17 protein-coding genes are annotated in these 16,385 nt (G+C 59.3%); 13 read left to right on the top strand and 4 right to left on the bottom strand.

Translation table 11 applies throughout. The annotated features are described in order from the left end of the window. Positions 1-9 precede the first annotated feature (9 nt). From tauB to tauD, 3 genes are read left to right on the top strand one after another with little or no spacing between them, the layout of a single operon-like run. Positions 10-804 carry a taurine ABC transporter ATP-binding subunit gene (gene tauB / locus AC3I0A_RS01065; RefSeq protein WP_489375794.1) on the top strand — a complete coding sequence of 265 codons (795 nt, stop codon included), beginning with the start codon at positions 10-12 and terminating at the stop codon, positions 802-804. Beyond that, entirely contained in the window at positions 801-1,643 is an 843-nt protein-coding gene (gene tauC / locus AC3I0A_RS01060) for a taurine ABC transporter permease TauC (protein WP_489375792.1), read from the top strand. Before tauB ends, tauC begins: the two co-directional genes overlap by 4 nt. Before the next feature lie 55 nt (positions 1,644-1,698). Continuing rightward, positions 1,699-2,532 (top strand): taurine dioxygenase, encoded by an 834-nt coding sequence (gene tauD, locus AC3I0A_RS01055; RefSeq protein ID WP_489375791.1) that lies wholly within the window; start codon positions 1,699-1,701, stop codon positions 2,530-2,532. Positions 2,533-2,572: 40 nt separating this feature from the next. Here the strand turns inward: tauD and AC3I0A_RS01050 are convergent, their stop codons facing one another. The 3 genes from AC3I0A_RS01050 to AC3I0A_RS01040 form a co-directional block, all read right to left on the bottom strand. Next, positions 2,573-2,974 (bottom strand): type II toxin-antitoxin system HicB family antitoxin, encoded by a 402-nt coding sequence (locus AC3I0A_RS01050; RefSeq protein WP_489375790.1) that lies wholly within the window; start codon positions 2,972-2,974, stop codon positions 2,573-2,575. A 92-nt stretch (positions 2,975-3,066) separates the two neighbouring features. Continuing rightward, on the bottom strand, positions 3,067-3,249 hold the full coding sequence (locus AC3I0A_RS01045; protein ID WP_489375789.1) for a type II toxin-antitoxin system HicA family toxin: 183 nt from the start codon (positions 3,247-3,249) through the stop codon (positions 3,067-3,069). Positions 3,250-3,378: 129 nt separating this feature from the next. Further along, a complete protein-coding gene (locus AC3I0A_RS01040) occupies positions 3,379-4,269 on the bottom strand; it encodes a LysR family transcriptional regulator (RefSeq protein WP_489375788.1) in 891 nt (296 codons plus the stop codon). 136 nt (positions 4,270-4,405) lie between these two features. Between AC3I0A_RS01040 and AC3I0A_RS01035 the strand changes: the two genes are divergently transcribed. Then, positions 4,406-5,146 (top strand): SDR family oxidoreductase, encoded by a 741-nt coding sequence (locus tag AC3I0A_RS01035; protein WP_489375786.1) that lies wholly within the window; start codon positions 4,406-4,408, stop codon positions 5,144-5,146. A 128-nt stretch (positions 5,147-5,274) separates the two neighbouring features. On the opposite strand, the gene epsC is transcribed toward AC3I0A_RS01035, so the two are convergent. Beyond that, on the bottom strand, positions 5,275-6,201 hold the full coding sequence (gene epsC, locus AC3I0A_RS01030) for a serine O-acetyltransferase EpsC (RefSeq protein ID WP_489375785.1): 927 nt from the start codon (positions 6,199-6,201) through the stop codon (positions 5,275-5,277). 193 nt (positions 6,202-6,394) lie between these two features. On the opposite strand from epsC, the gene AC3I0A_RS01025 reads away from it, so the two are divergent. From AC3I0A_RS01025 to AC3I0A_RS00985, 9 genes are all read left to right on the top strand, one after another. Next, positions 6,395-7,387 carry a D-cysteine desulfhydrase gene (locus AC3I0A_RS01025; RefSeq protein ID WP_489375784.1) on the top strand — a complete coding sequence of 331 codons (993 nt, stop codon included), beginning with the start codon at positions 6,395-6,397 and terminating at the stop codon, positions 7,385-7,387. A 324-nt stretch (positions 7,388-7,711) separates the two neighbouring features. After that, the gene (gene tcyJ / locus AC3I0A_RS01020; protein ID WP_489375783.1) at positions 7,712-8,506 is read left to right on the top strand and encodes a cystine ABC transporter substrate-binding protein; all 795 of its coding nucleotides are present in this window, start codon (positions 7,712-7,714) and stop codon (positions 8,504-8,506) included. Further along, positions 8,506-9,195 carry a cystine ABC transporter permease gene (tcyL, locus tag AC3I0A_RS01015; protein WP_489375782.1) on the top strand — a complete coding sequence of 230 codons (690 nt, stop codon included), beginning with the start codon at positions 8,506-8,508 and terminating at the stop codon, positions 9,193-9,195. The genes tcyJ and tcyL overlap by 1 nt, the downstream gene beginning before the upstream one ends. Positions 9,196-9,199: 4 nt before the next feature. Beyond that, positions 9,200-9,952 (top strand): L-cystine ABC transporter ATP-binding protein TcyN, encoded by a 753-nt coding sequence (tcyN, locus tag AC3I0A_RS01010; protein WP_489375781.1) that lies wholly within the window; start codon positions 9,200-9,202, stop codon positions 9,950-9,952. A gap of 576 nt (positions 9,953-10,528) precedes the next feature. Beyond that, entirely contained in the window at positions 10,529-11,293 is a 765-nt protein-coding gene (locus AC3I0A_RS01005; RefSeq protein ID WP_489375780.1) for a hypothetical protein, read from the top strand. 256 nt (positions 11,294-11,549) lie between these two features. Then, complete coding sequence (locus AC3I0A_RS01000; RefSeq protein ID WP_489375779.1) at positions 11,550-12,791, top strand: SfnB family sulfur acquisition oxidoreductase; 1,242 nt, start codon at positions 11,550-11,552, stop codon at positions 12,789-12,791. A gap of 38 nt (positions 12,792-12,829) precedes the next feature. Beyond that, complete coding sequence (locus AC3I0A_RS00995) at positions 12,830-14,023, top strand: SfnB family sulfur acquisition oxidoreductase (RefSeq protein ID WP_489375778.1); 1,194 nt, start codon at positions 12,830-12,832, stop codon at positions 14,021-14,023. After that, entirely contained in the window at positions 14,023-15,390 is a 1,368-nt protein-coding gene (locus AC3I0A_RS00990; protein WP_489375777.1) for an LLM class flavin-dependent oxidoreductase, read from the top strand. Before AC3I0A_RS00995 ends, AC3I0A_RS00990 begins: the two co-directional genes overlap by 1 nt. A gap of 183 nt (positions 15,391-15,573) precedes the next feature. After that, positions 15,574-16,383 (top strand): MetQ/NlpA family ABC transporter substrate-binding protein, encoded by an 810-nt coding sequence (locus AC3I0A_RS00985; protein WP_489375776.1) that lies wholly within the window; start codon positions 15,574-15,576, stop codon positions 16,381-16,383. Positions 16,384-16,385 lie beyond the last annotated feature (2 nt).

The raw sequence follows: 16,385 nt of genomic DNA, 5'->3' as shown, positions 1-16,385 counted from the left end.
CAAACAGCGATGGCCTTGTTAGAACTGGAGCGCATCAGCGCACAGTACCCCGGCGCGGTCGAGCCGGTGCTGGCGGATATTTCCCTGAGCCTTGGGCCACAGCAATTACTGGTCGCCCTCGGCCCTTCCGGCAGTGGCAAGACCTCGCTGTTGAACCTGATTGCCGGTTTCGTCGAGCCGAGCGCCGGGCGTATCACCCTCGACGGCGTGCCGGTCAAAGGCCCGAGCGCCGAGCGCGGCGTGGTGTTTCAGGATGACGCGCTGCTGCCGTGGCAGGATGTGTTGGCCAACGTCGGCTTCGGTCTGGAGCTGGCGGGCATTCCCAAGCCGCAACGGGAAATCCGTGCCCGGGAAATGCTTGCACTGGTGGACCTGGCCGGCTTCGATCAGCGCCGCATCTGGCAACTGTCTGGCGGCCAGAAGCAGCGTGTCGGTCTGGCCCGAGCCCTCGCCGCCGACCCACGGGTGTTGCTGATGGACGAACCCTTCGGCGCCCTCGACGCCTTCACCCGCGAGCAGATGCAGGAACTGCTGCTGCAAGTCTGGAAGCGCACCGCCAAACCGGTGTTCCTGATTACCCACGACATTGAAGAAGCCGTGTTCCTCGCCACCGACCTGATGTTGCTGGCACCCAATCCGGGGCAAATTGTCGAGCGTCTGAGCCTGGACTTCGGTCAGCGTTACGCCACCGGTGAATCGGCCCGGGCGATCAAGTCCGACCCGCGTTTTATCGAAACCCGCGAACACGTGCTGGCCCGAGTGTTCTCCCAACGCAGCACCGTCCAGCGGCAGGAGCGTGCATGAGCAGCTACGGATTACCGGCCACGGCCACCAAAACCGCCGTCAGCTCATCCGCGGTGATTGCTGCTCGTCGTGGTCTGAATACCCGCTGGATCAGCCTGCTGACCCTGATCACGCTGCTCGCCATCTGGTGGGCCGTGACCGCCAGCGGATTGATTGAACCGCTGTTTTTGCCGCCACCCTCCGCCGTACTGCAAAAAGGCTGGTTGCTGGCGACTACGGGCTATATGGATTCGACGCTGTGGCAGCATCTGGGCGCCAGCCTCAGTCGTATCGGGCTGGGCCTGGGCTTTGCGGTATTGACTGCCGTCCCGGTCGGCATCGCTATCGGTCATAACCGCATCGCGCGCGGCGTTCTCGACCCGCTGATCGAGTTCTATCGCCCTATTCCACCGCTGGCCTATCTGCCATTGATCGTCATCTGGTGCGGGATTGGTGAGCTGTCCAAAGTACTGCTGATCTACCTGGCGATCTTCGCCCCGATTGCCATCGCCACCGCCACCGGCGTGCGCACCGTCGACCCGGCCAAACTGCGCGCCGCGCAATCGTTGGGCGCGACACGGGCACAGTTGATTCGCCATGTGATTCTGCCCAGCGCCTTGCCGGACATTCTCACGGGTGTGCGGATTGGCCTGGGGGTCGGTTGGTCGACCCTGGTTGCCGCCGAATTGATTGCCGCCACCAGTGGCCTGGGTTTTATGGTCCAGTCGGCCGCGCAATTTCTGGTCACCGATGTGGTGGTGCTGGGGATTCTGGTGATCGCGCTGATCGCCTTCGTCATGGAAATGGGTCTGCGCGCCCTGCAACGCAAGCTGGTGCCGTGGCACGGCCAGGCACATTGATACGCACTGCAGAACTGACCACGCCGACATTTCGGCGCCGAATTCGAGAACGACCATGAGCCTGACCATCACTCCCCTCAGCTGTGCACTCGGCGCCCGGATCAGTGGCGTCGACATCTCCCAACCGCTGAACGTAGAACAACGCGACGCCATCGAGCAGGCGCTGTTAACGCATCAAGTGCTGTTCTTCCGCGAGCAGCCATTGAACCCACAGCAGCAGGCGCGTTTCGCCGCCAATTTCGGTGACCTGCATATTCACCCGATCTACCCGAATGTGCCGGAACAGCCTGAAGTGCTGATCCTCGACACCGCCGTCACCGACGTGCGTGATAACGCCATCTGGCACACCGACGTGACCTTCCTGCCGACTCCGGCGCTGGGCGTAGTTCTCAGCGCCAAGCTGTTGCCGGCGTTTGGCGGCGATACCTTATGGGCCAGCGGCATCGCGGCTTATGAGGCGTTGTCGGCGCCGATGCAAACCCTGCTGCAGGGGCTGACCGCGACCCACGACTTCACCAAATCCTTCCCGCTGGAACGCTTCGGCACCACCGCCGAAGACCTGGTGCGCTGGGAAGAAGCCCGCCAGAAAAATCCACCGCTGTCGCACCCGGTGATCCGCACTCACCCGGTGAGCGGGCGCAAGTCGCTGTTCGTCAACGACGGCTTCACCACTCGCATCAACGAGCTGTCGGAAACCGAAAGCGAAACAATCCTGAAACTTCTGTTCGCCCACGCCACCCGCCCGGAATTCACCATCCGCTGGCGTTGGCAGGAAAACGATGTGGCTTTCTGGGACAACCGAGTAACGCAGCATTTCGCAGTTGATGACTATCGCCCGCAACGGCGCGTGATGCACCGCGCAACCATTCTTGGGGATGTGCCGTTTTAGCAGGCCAATGATCGTTCCCACGCGGGAACGATCATCTGTTTCAAGCCGACAACTCTCGCAATGCCGCTGCAGCCAGAAACCCGGACCGTGAGCTGTAACGATGATCCCGTTTTACGGTTTGATCGATACGCTCAAGCAGGTGCTCAGGAAGCGTGGCATTAAATCGAACCGACTTCCCAAAGTAAGGTGTCACGTCAAACTCAACTACACCCCATACACCGCCGGCAAAGTCGGGATTATCAAGGTGATCATCTATTTCGTGCACCTGTGGAAGTGGATCGCCATCCGCGACCAGCCCTTCGTAATGCAAGGACAATGCTTCTTTCACGTTTTCGAATGCCTGCGCCACAGTGCTACCTGCTGAGAAGCAACCCGGCACGTCAGGGACAATCACTCCATAGTCTGAGTCGGCATCCTTGTGCAGAACGACTGGGAATTTCATGTTGGTGGACCCTTCCTCTAAATCCGGTTTCGCTGGAGACCGGCTTTTTTTCAATGCGACCCCATGAGGGCTCTCGTACCCGCTTACCGGCTTCATTTCAGTCCGGCCTGTTTCAATATGCTGTTGATCGTACCTTTCGGAAGATCGGAGTCCGGGTGCTTGATGGTGACCCTACCCGGCTTGTTCGGATGTTTGTATTGGTGATGACTGCCTTTCACCGCCACCAAATACCACCCGTCCTCCTCGATCGCTTTGATCATTTCCCGACTTCGCATCACCCTCGCCCTTTTCGACAGCATCTGTGGAGCACTGTACGCAATAAAGGGCAACCTCAATACACACCATACACACCCTGTTAAATATTAGTCCACAACCTCCTCGCCCGTTTCTACCCAGACCAACGCTTACTGAGCCGTGGCAAACACCTCGCTCAACCAATCCACAAACACCCGCACCCTCGGCGACATGTGTCTGTTGTGCGGATAAAGCACTGAGACCGGCATGGGCGGCGGTGGCGTGTCGAGGAGGATTTCCTGCACCAGTCCTTGGGAGATCTGCGTCGCCATGCGGTAGTGCGGGCACTGGATAAGGCCCAGGCCGGCGACCGCCGAGGCGGCGTAGATTTCTGCGCCGAACACCGACAGCGCGCCATCGATAGGGATTTCTTTCAGCTCGCCGTCGACCATGAATTCGAACGGGAATAGTTTGGCGGTGGTACGCGAGACGTAGTTCACCGCGCGATGCTGTGCCAGGTCGTCAAGGCACTTCGGTTCACCGTATTTACGCAGGTAGGCCGGGCTGGCGCAGGTCACCTGGCGCAAGGTCGCGATGCGGCGACCAATGAGCGACGAATCGCCCAAGATACCGGCCCGCAACACGCAATCGACGCCTTCAGCGATCAGGTCGACGAAGCGGTCTGCTTCGCTGATGGACAACTCGATCTCCGGGTAACGCTCCATGAACTGCGGCAACGCCGGGATCACGAAGTACTTGGCCAGGGTGCCATGCAAATCGACTCGCAACCGCCCTTTCGGCGCCACCGAGCGAAACGCCAGCTCTGCCTCTTCCAGCTCCGCCAGCAACTGAACGCAACGCAGGTAGTACGCCTCGCCATCCAGGGTCGGGCGCACACGGCGGGTGCTGCGTTCGAGCAGCCGGGTGCCGAGCCAGGCTTCGAATTGGTTGAGGGTATGGGTCAGGGTGGCGCGGGGCAGGTTCAGGTCATCGGCGGCTAACGTGAAGCTGCTGCGCTCGTAGATCCGCACGAAAACCTTCATCGCTTTGACTTGATCCACGCTGGGCTCCTGGCACTCGATTGTTGGCGATTATTGAACAGTAAAGACAAATCTGCTGCATTTATCGCCATGAGTAAACATGTGAATCTGCTCCCACACCCAGCAAACAACTCACTGGCTCCAGGAAAACTTCGCCATGACTACTCACACTTCGAAAGTCGCAATCGTTACCGGCGCCTCCCGCGGCATCGGCGCGGTGATCGCCAGACAACTCGCCTCTCAAGGCTTCGCGGTTGCCATCAACTACGCCAGCAGCGCCAGGGAAGCCTCGGCGCTGGTGGTGGAACTGCGCCAGGCCGGTCACCAGGCCATAGCGATCAAGGCCGATGTGGCCAACGCTGCCGACGTGAGCCGGATGTTTGATGAAGCCGAAGCGCAACTGGGCAAGGTCGACGTACTGGTGAACAACGCCGGAATCCTCAAAGTCCTGCCGCTGGCCCAGCACAGTGATGAATCGTTCGAGCAGACCTTCGCCATCAACACTCGCGGCACCTTCAATACCCTGCGCGAAGCGGCAACCCGCCTGAATGCCGGCGGCCGGATCGTCAACTTCTCCAGCAGCACCGTGGCCATGAACCTGCCGGGCTACGCGGTATACATCGCCAGCAAAGCCGCGGTGGAATCCTTCACCCAGGTGTTCGCCAAGGAACTGCGCGGTCGCAACATCACCGTCAACGCAGTCGCTCCCGGCCCGGTCGCCACTGAGTTGTTCCTGAACGGCAAAAGCGAAGAGCAGATCCAGACCTTCGCCAGAATGCCGCCTCTGGAACGTCTCGGTCAGCCAGAAGACATCGCTGACGTCGTCTCCTTCCTGGTCAGCCCGGCGGCCAGCTGGGTCAACGGGCAAATCCTGCGCGCCAATGGCGGCCTGGTTTAAGCCCGCGATCAACGGATCGGCTTGAGACTATTCGCGGGCAAGCCCGCTCCCACAAGGTCCACGCGATACCCTGTGGGAGCGGGCTTGCCCGCGAAGACGGCAGAACAGACAACTGAGCTCTGTGAGCTCTACTTCTGCGTTCCGTCATCATGCTGCAGATTGGCCTGGGTCAGGTTGCAGCCTGCCGGCACGCTGCGGGTCAGCCAGACGTTGCCGCCGATGGTCGAGCCTTTGCCGATGGTGATCCGTCCGAGAATGGTCGCACCGGCGTAGATCACCACGTCGTCTTCGACAATCGGGTGGCGCGGGTGGCCTTTTTGCAACTGACCGTCCTCATCGGCGGGAAAACGTTTCGCACCCAGGGTCACGGCCTGATAAATGCGCACTCGCTCACCGATGATCGCGGTCTCGCCGATGACCACTCCCGTCCCGTGATCGATAAAGAAGCTGGCGCCGATCTGCGCGCCGGGGTGGATATCGATGCCTGTTGCCGAGTGGGCGATTTCCGAACTGATCCGCGCCAGCAACGGCAGTCCGGCGCGGTACAAGTGATGAGCCAGGCGATGGTGGATCACCGCGAGAATCCCCGGATAGCACAGCAACACTTCATCCACACTGCGCGCCGCCGGGTCTCCGTGGAAGGCCGCCAGCACGTCGGTATCGAGCAGGCTGCGCAGCCCCGGCAAAGCCAGCGCGAAACCCTGGATCAGCTGGATCGCCTTGATCTCGACGTCGTGATCGACCTTGGCGCTTTGCCGGGCCACATAACGCAGCTCAAGCCGTGCCTGGGCCAGCAAGGCATTGAGCGCCACATCCAGGGTGTGGCCAACGTAAAAGTCTTCACTCTCTTCGCGCAGATCCACCGGGCCCAGACGCATCGGAAACAGCGCGCCACACAGTGCTTCGAGAATCTCGGCCATGGCGGCACGAGACGGCAATTCGCGCCCGCCCTGCTCGTCGCTGATGCGCCCGTTCTGAGTGCGCCACTGGTCTCGGGCTTCACGCAGTTGGTCGACGATGGTCTGCAACTGCCAATGGCTGGAACGCTCGCTCACGGTAAAGACTCCTCATTCATGCGGCCGGACTGTCTGGCCACGGAAACGGCATTCACTTTACGGTACGCACTCAAACCTGAATTAAGAACGAATTGTGCTGTTAACCGAACATTTGGGCATAAGCGTTTGGCGGTTGCTGGAGTAATAAGGCCTGCCTATAGTCCAGACATCTCCTACAGCCAGCGCGGACCCCATGATCAAACAACAGCTTGCTCGCTTCAATCGCCTGGAACTCCTCGGCAATGCCACCGCGCTGGAAAAGCTCGACCGCCTGTCGACCTGGCTGGGTCGCGATATTTATGTCAAACGCGATGACACCACCCCGCTCGCGCTGGGCGGCAACAAGTTGCGCAAACTTGAGTATCTGGCCGCCGATGCCCTGGCCGCTGGTGCCGATACGCTGATCACCGCGGGCGCTATCCAGTCCAATCATGTACGCCAGACCGCGGCGCTGGCCGCCAGGCTGGGTCTTGGTTGCGTCGCGCTGCTGGAAAACCCCATCGGCACTCAAGACAGCAACTACCTGGCCAACGGCAATCGCCTGCTATTGGATTTGTTCGACGCCAAAGTCGAGCTGGTGGACAACCTGGACAACGCCGACGATCAATTGCACGCCCTCGCCGAGCGCCTGCGGTCCAACGGCAAAAAACCGTATCTGGTTCCGATTGGCGGCTCCAACGCCTTGGGGGCTTTGGGTTACGTACGGGCCGGCCTGGAGTTGGCCGGGCAGATCGAAGATAGCGGTTTGAAATTCGCCGCCGTGGTATTGGCCTCCGGCAGCGCCGGGACCCATAGCGGTCTGGCCCTGGCGCTGAGCGAAGTGCTGCCGGATTTGCCGGTGGTGGGTGTCACGGTTTCCCGCACTGATGAAGCCCAGCGGCCGAAGGTGCAAGGTCTGGCCGAGCGCACCGCCGAACTGCTCGGCGTGAGTTTGCCGGCGAGCTTCAAGGTGCAGCTGTGGGACGAATATTTCGCCCCGCGCTATGGCGAGCCGAATGCCGGCACGCTGGCGGCGATCAAACTGGTGGCAAGTCACGAAGGCTTGTTGCTGGATCCGGTATACACCGGCAAGGCCATGGCCGGATTGCTCGACGGCATCGGCCGCAATCGCTTTGATGACGGCCCGATCATCTTCCTGCACACCGGTGGGGCGCCGGCGTTGTTTGCGTATGCGGGGATGTTTTAAGAGCGAGCGTTGCCGATTGTTCCCACGCTCTGCGTGGGAATACCTCCATGGACGCTCCGCGTCCAAGTGACGCAGAGCGTCACAGGCTGCATTCCCACGCAGAGCGTGAGGAACGATCAATGTGATCGCTGTTATTCATAAAAAGAATAACAAAGTAAATTTATATTATTTTCATGTCTAAAAAAGCCGTCATATAGTCGTGCCGCAGGCGAATATGCCAAAAGACGCATAGGCTGCTTTAAGGCAGGATGTTGCAGTCATCCAGATCCATAGATTTGCCTGCTTTTCCAAATGCATCTTCATAAGAAAATACAGGGGCTTTTCATGAATTTTTCCGCACTACGTAGAAATCTGCTTATCGGTTCGCTGGGGCTGGCACTGGGTGCCGGTCTGCTGGGGCAAGCAGTGGCCGGTGAGCAGCTGAAAAAGATCAAGGACGCTGGCGTGATCAACGTCGGTCTGGAAGGCACCTATCCTCCGTTCAGCTTCGTCGATGAAAGCGGCAAGCTGGCCGGCTTCGAAGTGGAATTCTCCGAGGCGCTGGCCAAAGAGCTGGGCGTGAAGGTGAAGCTGCAGCCGACCAAATGGGACGGCATTCTCGCGGCGCTGGAATCCAAGCGTCTGGATGCAGTGATCAACCAGGTCACCATCTCCGAAGAGCGCAAGAAAAAGTACGACTTCTCCACGCCCTACACCATCTCCGGGATTCAGGCCCTGACCCTGAAAAAGAATGAGGGCACCATCAAGACCGCCGCCGATCTGGCCGGCAAGAAGGTCGGTGTGGGCCTTGGTACCAACTACGAGCAGTGGCTCAAGGACAACGTCCCGCAAGCCATCATCAAAACCTACGACGATGATCCAACCAAGTACCAGGATCTGCGCGTAGGCCGCATCGACGCCATTCTGGTAGACCGCCTGGCGGCTCTCGAGCTGGTAGGCAAAGCCAAGGACACCGCAGTCTCCGGCGCACCCTTCTCCCGCCAGGAAGCCGGTATCGCGCTGCGCAAAGGCGAGCCTGAACTGCTGACCGCCATCAACCAGGCCATCGAGAAACTGCGGGCGGACGGCACCTTGAAGAAACTCTCGGAAAAGTACTTCAACGCTGACGTCACTCAATAATGGAAGCACTGCACTTCCCGCAGCTCCAGGCGGCGCTGCAGCTTGCGCTGGACTCCGCGCCCTTTCTGATCAAGGGCGCGTACTACACGGTGTTCCTCAGTCTGGGCGGGATGTTTTTCGGCCTGTTGCTGGGGTTCGGCCTGGCCTTGATGCGCCTTTCGCGCTTCAAGCTGGTGAGCTGGATCGCTCGCGTCTACGTGTCGTTCTTTCGCGGCACGCCGCTGCTGGTGCAGTTGTTCGTGATCTATTACGGCTTGCCGCAATTGGGTATCGAACTTGATCCACTGCCAGCGGCATTGATCGGCTTCTCGCTGAACATGGCCGCCTATGCCTGCGAAATCCTCCGTGCCGCGATCAGTTCGATCGAACGCGGCCAGTGGGAAGCTGCCGCCAGTATCGGTATGACGCGCGCACAAACCTTGCGCCGGGCGATCCTGCCGCAAGCGGCGCGCACCGCTCTACCGCCGCTGGGCAATAGCTTTATTTCGCTGGTCAAGGACACCGCGCTGGCAGCCACTATTCAGGTCCCGGAGTTGTTCCGTCAGGCGCAGCTGATTACCGCCAGAACCTTCGAAATTTTCACCATGTACCTTGCCGCCGCACTGATCTACTGGATTCTGGCCAGCATGCTCGCGCACCTGCAGAACCGTCTGGAAGAGCGGGTCAATCGGCACGACCAGGAGTCTTGAACGCATGATTGTGGTTGAAAAACTGACGAAGCAATTCAATGGTCAGACGGTCCTCAATGGCATCGACTTGCGGGTCGGGGAAGGTGAAGTGGTTGCAATCATCGGGCCCAGCGGGTCGGGCAAGACCACCTTCCTGCGCTGCCTGAATTTTCTCGAAGAACCCAGCAGCGGCCGGATCAAGGTGGGTGACATCGAGATCGATGGCAGCCGCCCGTTGAACCAGCAGCAAGGGCTGGTGCGCAGGTTGCGTCAGCACGTGGGTTTCGTGTTCCAGAACTTCAACCTGTTCCCCCATCGCACGGCGCTGGAAAACGTTATCGAAGGCCCGCTGGTGGTAAAAAAGATGCCCAGGGACAAAGCCGTCGCCCTGGGCCGCGCGCTGATGGCCAAGGTGGGGCTGGCCGGCAAGGAAGACGCTTATCCACGCAGACTTTCCGGTGGTCAGCAACAGCGTGTCGCGATTGCCCGGGCACTGGCTATGGAGCCGGAAGTGATTCTGTTCGATGAACCCACCTCAGCCCTGGACCCGGAACTGGTGGGTGAAGTGCTGGCGACTATTCGCGGACTGGCCGAAGAGAAACGCACCATGGTGATCGTCACCCACGAAATGGGCTTTGCCCGGGATGTGGCCAACCGGGTGGTGTTTTTCGACAAGGGTGTAATCGTCGAGCAGGGAGAAGCCAAAGCGTTGTTTGCCAACCCGAAAGAAGAGCGCACCCGGCAGTTTCTCAGCAAGTTTCTTACTGTCGACATTTAATTATCGGATCCAACAACTCGCACCAGGGAAGGAGCGAGTATTACCGAGATACATCTGCGTTTAAGTTCCCCCCCTTCCCGCCGACCAGCAGCTTTGTATAGCGGCAGCTCGCGCTAAAATAACATCTCCGGTTATCCGTCATATCAACCACTCGGCAGTGTGATTATTAATTGTATGCTGCGTCCATACATACCTCCGGTTACACATTCCCCTCAAAAAGCCACAATAATCCCGGCTGTGACTTGTTTGGCTTTATCGGCCGGCAAGGCAGTGGCCCGGCGCAATAGCCTGCGGGTAAAAGTAACAGGGAGCACACACTAAAATACCAATTGCACGTAGGTTTTTTCTGAATAGATGCCTATCGATAAGTTTACCGATGCCTTTGCTTGACATGAACTATTCCGCCCCCTTAGCTAAACAAAAAAGACATCAGGGTTAATTACACACTCTGACATTTTTAAGTTAGTTGGCTTATCACTTTTGTAACTTGCGTGGCGCTATATAGGTAAAGGCTTGGCACTGACGTTGTGTTCCTGCCCGAAACGGATTTCGCCGCACTCTATCAAGGAGAACGACATGACACGTACCTCGGCAAAACCTGAACTTGGCGCTCCGTTTCTGACGCAGAATCCTATCCATGGCATAGGCGTCATAGCTGCCGCTCATCTGCTGATCGACATACCGCCCTATGCCGCTATGAACGAAGGTGACCTCATCGAATTGTTCTGGGACGGCTGCTATGTGGCGTCCAGGTCACTCAGGGCTGCCGACATCGGCCAGCCTGTCAGCTTGCGGGTGCCGGAGAGTTTTATTCAAAACGGTACTTCGCGAATCCATTACCGGGTCATGCAAGTCGGGCAGGGTCCCGCGCTGTCGGCCGCACGACGGGTTCAGGTCAAACTCGACTGCCCGGGCGGGCAGCCGTCGGAACTCTGTGGTGACGAAAACCAGAGCCTTGAGCCGCTGGGTATCCCGCAGATGATCCGCCGCCAGGGGGTCAACCCCAACCAGATCAAGCGCGGTGTACCACTGACCATAGAACCCTACCTGAACATGGCGGCCGAGGATGCGATTACCCTGCGTTGGGGCGACGTGCGTATGGACCTGCCCAATGTCACAGCCGATGAAGTCGGCAAACCCATCAACGTCTGGGTGCCACCGGCAGTGATTCTGGAAGCAGGGGAAGACAATCAACTGGAAATCACCTACTGCATCCTTGACCGGGTGGGTAACAACTCGCGCTGGGCGCCGCCCCGAAAACTGAAAATCGGTTGTACCAACCCGTACAGCAAAATGCCGAGGAGAACGGTGCTTCAAGCCGCCGAAACCAGACGCCGCTAAGGCCATCCCCCGCCTGCTCTGGGGCTTATGCTCCAGAGGCGGGACATTGACGACAGACCTTCTATGTATATTCCTAAAAGTTAGTTTATTAATTATTTATACGCGATTAGGGTATATATACCGGACCACCGGACATTCTTGTTTTCCGATTTCGCCGCAGCTTTCGCGGCATTTCCATGAGATGTGAGGTAGGTATGGTCAAAATCACCCCGGTGCAAATCGCCAGGGCATTGCGTGCAGCCAAGGAGCGGCACTGATGTCTAGTCTGGTAGATGCATCCGTCCAGAGTGATCTGGACATCGCCCCGCTGTTGTTGCCCGCACGCATCTTGCGTAACGACGCCCAAGCGTTACAAGCCGCCCATGAACTCGCTGACGCCGCCCGCCTGCAAGCATCGCAGCGCGACCGACAGCGCAAGTTGCCATGGTCGCAAATCGAGCAGTTCACCCGCAGCGGCCTGGGCAGTATTTCCATTCCCCGTGAATTCGGTGGCCCACAGGTTTCATTCGTCACTCTGGCTGAGGTGTTCGCGATCATTTCCGCGGCCGACCCGGCGCTGGGGCAGATCCCGCAAAACCAGTTCGGCATTCTTAACGCCCTATTGGACAGCGCCACCGAACGGCAAAAAAAGCAGCTGTTGCAGAGCGTCCTCGAAGGCTGGCGGATCGGCAACGCCGGGCCGGAACGCGGCACCAAAAACACCCTTGAGCTCAAAGCCAGGATTACCGCCAAAGGTGACGGCTTCGTCATCAGCGGCCAGAAGTTCTACTCCACCGGTGCCTTGTTCGCCCACTGGATTGCCGTCAAAGCCCTGAACGACGAAGGCAAGCAAGTGATGGCGTTTGTCCGCCGAGGCACGCCGGGCCTGCGCATCGTTGACGACTGGTCAGGCTTTGGCCAACGGACCACCGCCAGCGGCACCGTGCTGCTCAACAACGTGCCTGTCGAAGCCGAACTGGTGGTGGATAACTGGCGGTTGAGCGAAGTCCCGAATATCCAGGGCGCGGTGTCGCAATTGATTCAGGCCGCCATCGATGCCGGCATTGCCCGTGGGGCGATCGACGACAGCATCAGCTTTGTCCGCGAACGCTCGCGGCCGTGGATCGACGCCAAGGTCGAACGCGCCAGTGATGCCCCCTACGTGATCGCCGACATCGGCAAGCTGAAAATCGAACTGCATGCTGCCCAAGGGCTGCTGCGCAAGGCGGGTCAAGTGCTCGATCAGGTCAGAGCCGCACCCGTGACTGCCGAATCCGCTGCCCGCGCATCGATCGCCGTGGCCGAAGCCAAAGTACTGACCACCGAAATCTCGCTGCTGGCCAGCGAAAAACTTTTCGAACTGGCCGGCAGCCGCGCAACCCTCGCCGAATTCAACCTCGACCGCCACTGGCGCAACGCTCGCGTCCACACCCTGCACGACCCGGTGCGCTGGAAATACCACGCCGTGGGCGCCTATCACCTAAATGGCACCTTGCCGGCCCGGCACTCCTGGATCTGACGACCAGAACATTTTTGAGCAGACTTCTGGAGAAACACATGACTCTTTCTCAACACGTCGCGGTGATAACCAGCGATGAACAAGCCCTGATCGTCGCCAGCGACCTGGCCGAAGACTTCAAACGCGACAGCGCATTACGCGATCGCGAACGCCGTCTGCCGCATCCCGAGCTGGAAGTGTTTTCACGCTCCGGCCTGTGGGGCATCAGCGTGCCAAAAGCCTACGGCGGCGCGGGCGTTTCCAACGTCACCCTGGCCAAGGTCATTGCGCTAATCGCCCGGGCCGACGCCTCCTTGGGGCAGATCCCGCAGAATCACTTCTATGCCCTCGAAGTGCTGCGGGTAAACGGTAACCCTGAGCAACAAAAACGCCTCTACGCCGAAGTATTGGCCGGTCAGCGTTTCGGTAATGCTCTGGCGGAACTCGGCACCAAAACCGCTCACGACCGCGTCACCAGCCTGAACCGCGATGGCGAGGGTTATCGTATCAACGGCCGCAAGTTCTACTCGACCGGCGCCATTTACGCACAACGCATTCCGACGTCGGTGGTGGATGCAAACGGCGTCCAGCAGTTGGCCTTCGTCGCTCGCAACAGCACAGGCCTGAGCGTGATCGACGACTGGAGCAGCTTCGGCCAGCGCACCACTGGCAGCGGTTCGGTGGTGTTCGATAACGTGTACGTCGCGGCCGAGGATGTGATCCCGTTTCAAAGCTCCTTCGAGCGCCCGACGCCGGTCGGCCCGCTGGCGCAGATTCTCCACGCCGCCATCGACACCGGTATCGCCCGCGCCGCTTATGAAGACGCGCTGCACTTTGTGCGAAGCAAAACCCGGCCGTGGATTGATTCCGGCAACGATAGAGCCACTGAGGATCCGCTGACCCTCAAGAGCTTCGGCCACTTGAGCATTCGCCTGCACGCCGCCGAAGCACTGCTGGAGCGCGCCGGCGAATTCCTCGACAAGGCGCAAGCTCAAACCAACGCCGAGACCGTCGCCGCTGCTTCAATTGCCGTCGCCGAAGCTCGCGCCATCAGCAGCGAAATTTCCCTGGCGGCCGGCAGTACCTTGTTCGAACTGGCCGGCAGCCAGGCAACCCTGGCCGAGCATGGTCTGGACCGCCACTGGCGCAACGCCCGGGTACACACCCTGCACGACCCGGTGCGCTGGAAATACCACGCGGTCGGCAACTACTACCTCAACGATGAAAATCCTCCGCTGCGGGGGACCATTTGATGGCCGAGCCGTTGAATACAAGGAAAAAGATCCTGCTCAATGCTTTCAACATGAATTGCATCGGGCACATCAACCATGGCCTGTGGACTCATCCGCGGGACACTTCGACCCAATACAAAACCCTCTCGTACTGGACCGAACTGGCGCAACTGCTGGAACGCGGGCTGTTCGACGGCTTGTTTATTGCCGACATCGTCGGCGTCTACGACCTGTATCAAAACTCGGTGGACGTGCCACTCAAAGAGTCGATCCAGCTACCGGTCAACGACCCGTTGCTGCTGGTGTCGGCCATGGCTGCGGTGACAAAAAATCTCGGCTTCGGCCTGACCGCCAACCTCACCTACGAAGCGCCGTATCTGTTCGCCCGGCGCATGTCGACCCTCGATCACCTGAGTAGTGGCCGGGTCGGCTGGAACATCGTCACCGGCTACCTCGACAGCGCCGCCAAGGCCATGGGCCTGAACGAACAGGTCGAGCATGACCGGCGTTACGACCAGGCCGATGAATACCTGCAAGTGCTCTACAAACTCTGGGAAGGCAGCTGGGAAAACGACGCGGTACTTAACGATCCAAAGCAGCGGATCTATGCGCAGCCGGAAAAGGTCCACAAAGTCCGGCACCACGGCGAGTTCTATCAGGTCGAGGGCTATCACCTCTGCGAGCCTTCGCCGCAACGCACACCGGTGCTGTTCCAGGCCGGTAGTTCGGATCGAGGCTTGCAGTTCGCCGGACAGCATGCCGAGTGCGTGTTTATCAGCGGGCAGAACAAGGCGTCGACCAAGGTGCAAGTGGACAAGGTCCGCGCCAGTGCCATCGAGGCCGGTCGCAACCCGGCAGACATCAAGGTGTTCATGGGCCTCAACGTGATTGTTGGCACCACTGAAACGCTTGCCTGGGCCAAGCATGCCGAATACCTGAGCTACGCCAGTGCCGAGGCCGGCGTTGCGCATTTCGCCAGTTCCACCGGCATCGATTTCGCCGAATACGAGCTCGATGAGCCGATCCAGTACGTGAAAAGCAACGCCATCCAGTCCGCCACCAAGACCCTGCAAAACAACGACTGGACCCGGCGCAAATTGCTCGAACAACACGCCTTGGGCGGACGCTACATCACCCTGGTCGGCTCGCCCGAACAGGTCGCCGATGAGCTTGAATCCTGGATCGCCGAAACCGGTCTGGACGGCTTCAACCTGACCCGTATTGTCACACCGGAAAGCTATGTGGATTTCATTGAACTGGTGATTCCAGAGTTGCAGCGCAGAGGGTCGTACAAGACAGCGTATGACCAAGGGAGCCTGAGGGAAAAGTTGTTTCATGCAAAGGCGCATTTACCCCAACAACACACGGGCGCCAGCTACCGACACTGACCCCTGTGGCGAGGGAGCTTGCTCCCGCTGGACCGCGTAGCGGGCCCAAAAACAGCCACCGAGTTGTTTCAGATAAAACTCGGCGGCCGTTTTGCGACTGCTTCGCAGCCGAGCGGGAGCAAGCTCCCTCGCCACAGTGAAGCGCCACGAACTCAAAAACTGACTACTGACTGGAAACTACCCATGACCAAAAACCTCTTCACCCAACCAGTCAAAGCACTGGCCCTCGCCCTCGGACTGTTCAGCGCCGTCACCCACGCCGCCGACACACCACTGAAAGTCGGCACCACCGCCGCCTTTGCCATTCCACTGGAAGCGGCCGTCATCGAGGCCGGCAAGCAAGGCCTGAAAGTCGAACTGGTGGAGTTCAGCGACTGGATCGCGCCCAACGTCAGCCTAGCCTCGGGCGATATCGACGTGAACTACTTCCAGCACATCCCGTTCCTCGAAAACGCCAAGGCCGCCGCCGGGTTTGATCTGGTGCCATTCGCCCCAGGGATCATCAACAACGTCGGCCTCTACTCGAAGAAATACAAAAGCTTCGACAAGCTGCCGCAAGGCGCCAGTGTTGCCATCGCCAACGACCCGATCAACAGCGGGCGCGGTTTGCAACTGCTGGCCAAGGCCGGGCTGATCACCCTCAAACCAGGCGTCGGCTACAAAGCCACCGAGGACGACATCATTGCCAACCCGAAGCAACTGAAAATCCTTCAGGTCGAAGCCGTGCAACTGGTGCGCGCCTACGAGGACGCCGATCTGGTGCAGGGCTACCCGGCCTATATTCGCCTGGCAAAAACCTTCGATGCCAAATCTGCCTTGCTGTTCGACGGCCTCGATCACAAGGAATACGTGATCCAGTTCGTGATCCAGCCCAAGAGCAAAACCGATCCACGGCTGATCCAGTTCGTCGACATCTACCAGCATTCACCGGTCGTGCGCGCGGCATTGGATAAAGCCCACGGCAAGCTCTATCAAGCCGGCTGGGAAGGCTGAAC

This window comes from Pseudomonas sp. KH_024_B2, assembly GCF_057839965.1.
The sequence above is the reverse complement of the archived record's forward strand: the minus strand, read 5'-3'. Positions and strand labels throughout refer to the sequence as shown.

Excerpts from the sequence above, each read along its gene's own strand:
- tcyJ (WP_489375783.1), top strand. The coding sequence starts at position 7,712 with ATGAATTTTTCCGCACTACGTAGAAATCTGCTTATCGGTTCGCTGGGG.
- AC3I0A_RS01000 (WP_489375779.1), top strand. The coding sequence starts at position 11,550 with ATGTCTAGTCTGGTAGATGCATCCGTCCAGAGTGATCTGGACATCGCC.
- AC3I0A_RS00985 (WP_489375776.1), top strand. The coding sequence starts at position 15,574 with ATGACCAAAAACCTCTTCACCCAACCAGTCAAAGCACTGGCCCTCGCC.
- tcyL (WP_489375782.1), top strand. The coding sequence starts at position 8,506 with ATGGAAGCACTGCACTTCCCGCAGCTCCAGGCGGCGCTGCAGCTTGCG.
- AC3I0A_RS01050 (WP_489375790.1), bottom strand. The coding sequence starts at position 2,974 with ATGAAATTCCCAGTCGTTCTGCACAAGGATGCCGACTCAGACTATGGA.
- tcyN (WP_489375781.1), top strand. The coding sequence starts at position 9,200 with ATGATTGTGGTTGAAAAACTGACGAAGCAATTCAATGGTCAGACGGTC.
- AC3I0A_RS00990 (WP_489375777.1), top strand. The coding sequence starts at position 14,023 with ATGGCCGAGCCGTTGAATACAAGGAAAAAGATCCTGCTCAATGCTTTC.
- tauC (WP_489375792.1), top strand. The coding sequence starts at position 801 with ATGAGCAGCTACGGATTACCGGCCACGGCCACCAAAACCGCCGTCAGC.
- AC3I0A_RS01005 (WP_489375780.1), top strand. The coding sequence starts at position 10,529 with ATGACACGTACCTCGGCAAAACCTGAACTTGGCGCTCCGTTTCTGACG.
- tauD (WP_489375791.1), top strand. The coding sequence starts at position 1,699 with ATGAGCCTGACCATCACTCCCCTCAGCTGTGCACTCGGCGCCCGGATC.
- AC3I0A_RS01025 (WP_489375784.1), top strand. The coding sequence starts at position 6,395 with ATGATCAAACAACAGCTTGCTCGCTTCAATCGCCTGGAACTCCTCGGC.
- AC3I0A_RS01035 (WP_489375786.1), top strand. The coding sequence starts at position 4,406 with ATGACTACTCACACTTCGAAAGTCGCAATCGTTACCGGCGCCTCCCGC.
- AC3I0A_RS00995 (WP_489375778.1), top strand. The coding sequence starts at position 12,830 with ATGACTCTTTCTCAACACGTCGCGGTGATAACCAGCGATGAACAAGCC.
- tauB (WP_489375794.1), top strand. The coding sequence starts at position 10 with ATGGCCTTGTTAGAACTGGAGCGCATCAGCGCACAGTACCCCGGCGCG.
- AC3I0A_RS01045 (WP_489375789.1), bottom strand. The coding sequence starts at position 3,249 with ATGCGAAGTCGGGAAATGATCAAAGCGATCGAGGAGGACGGGTGGTAT.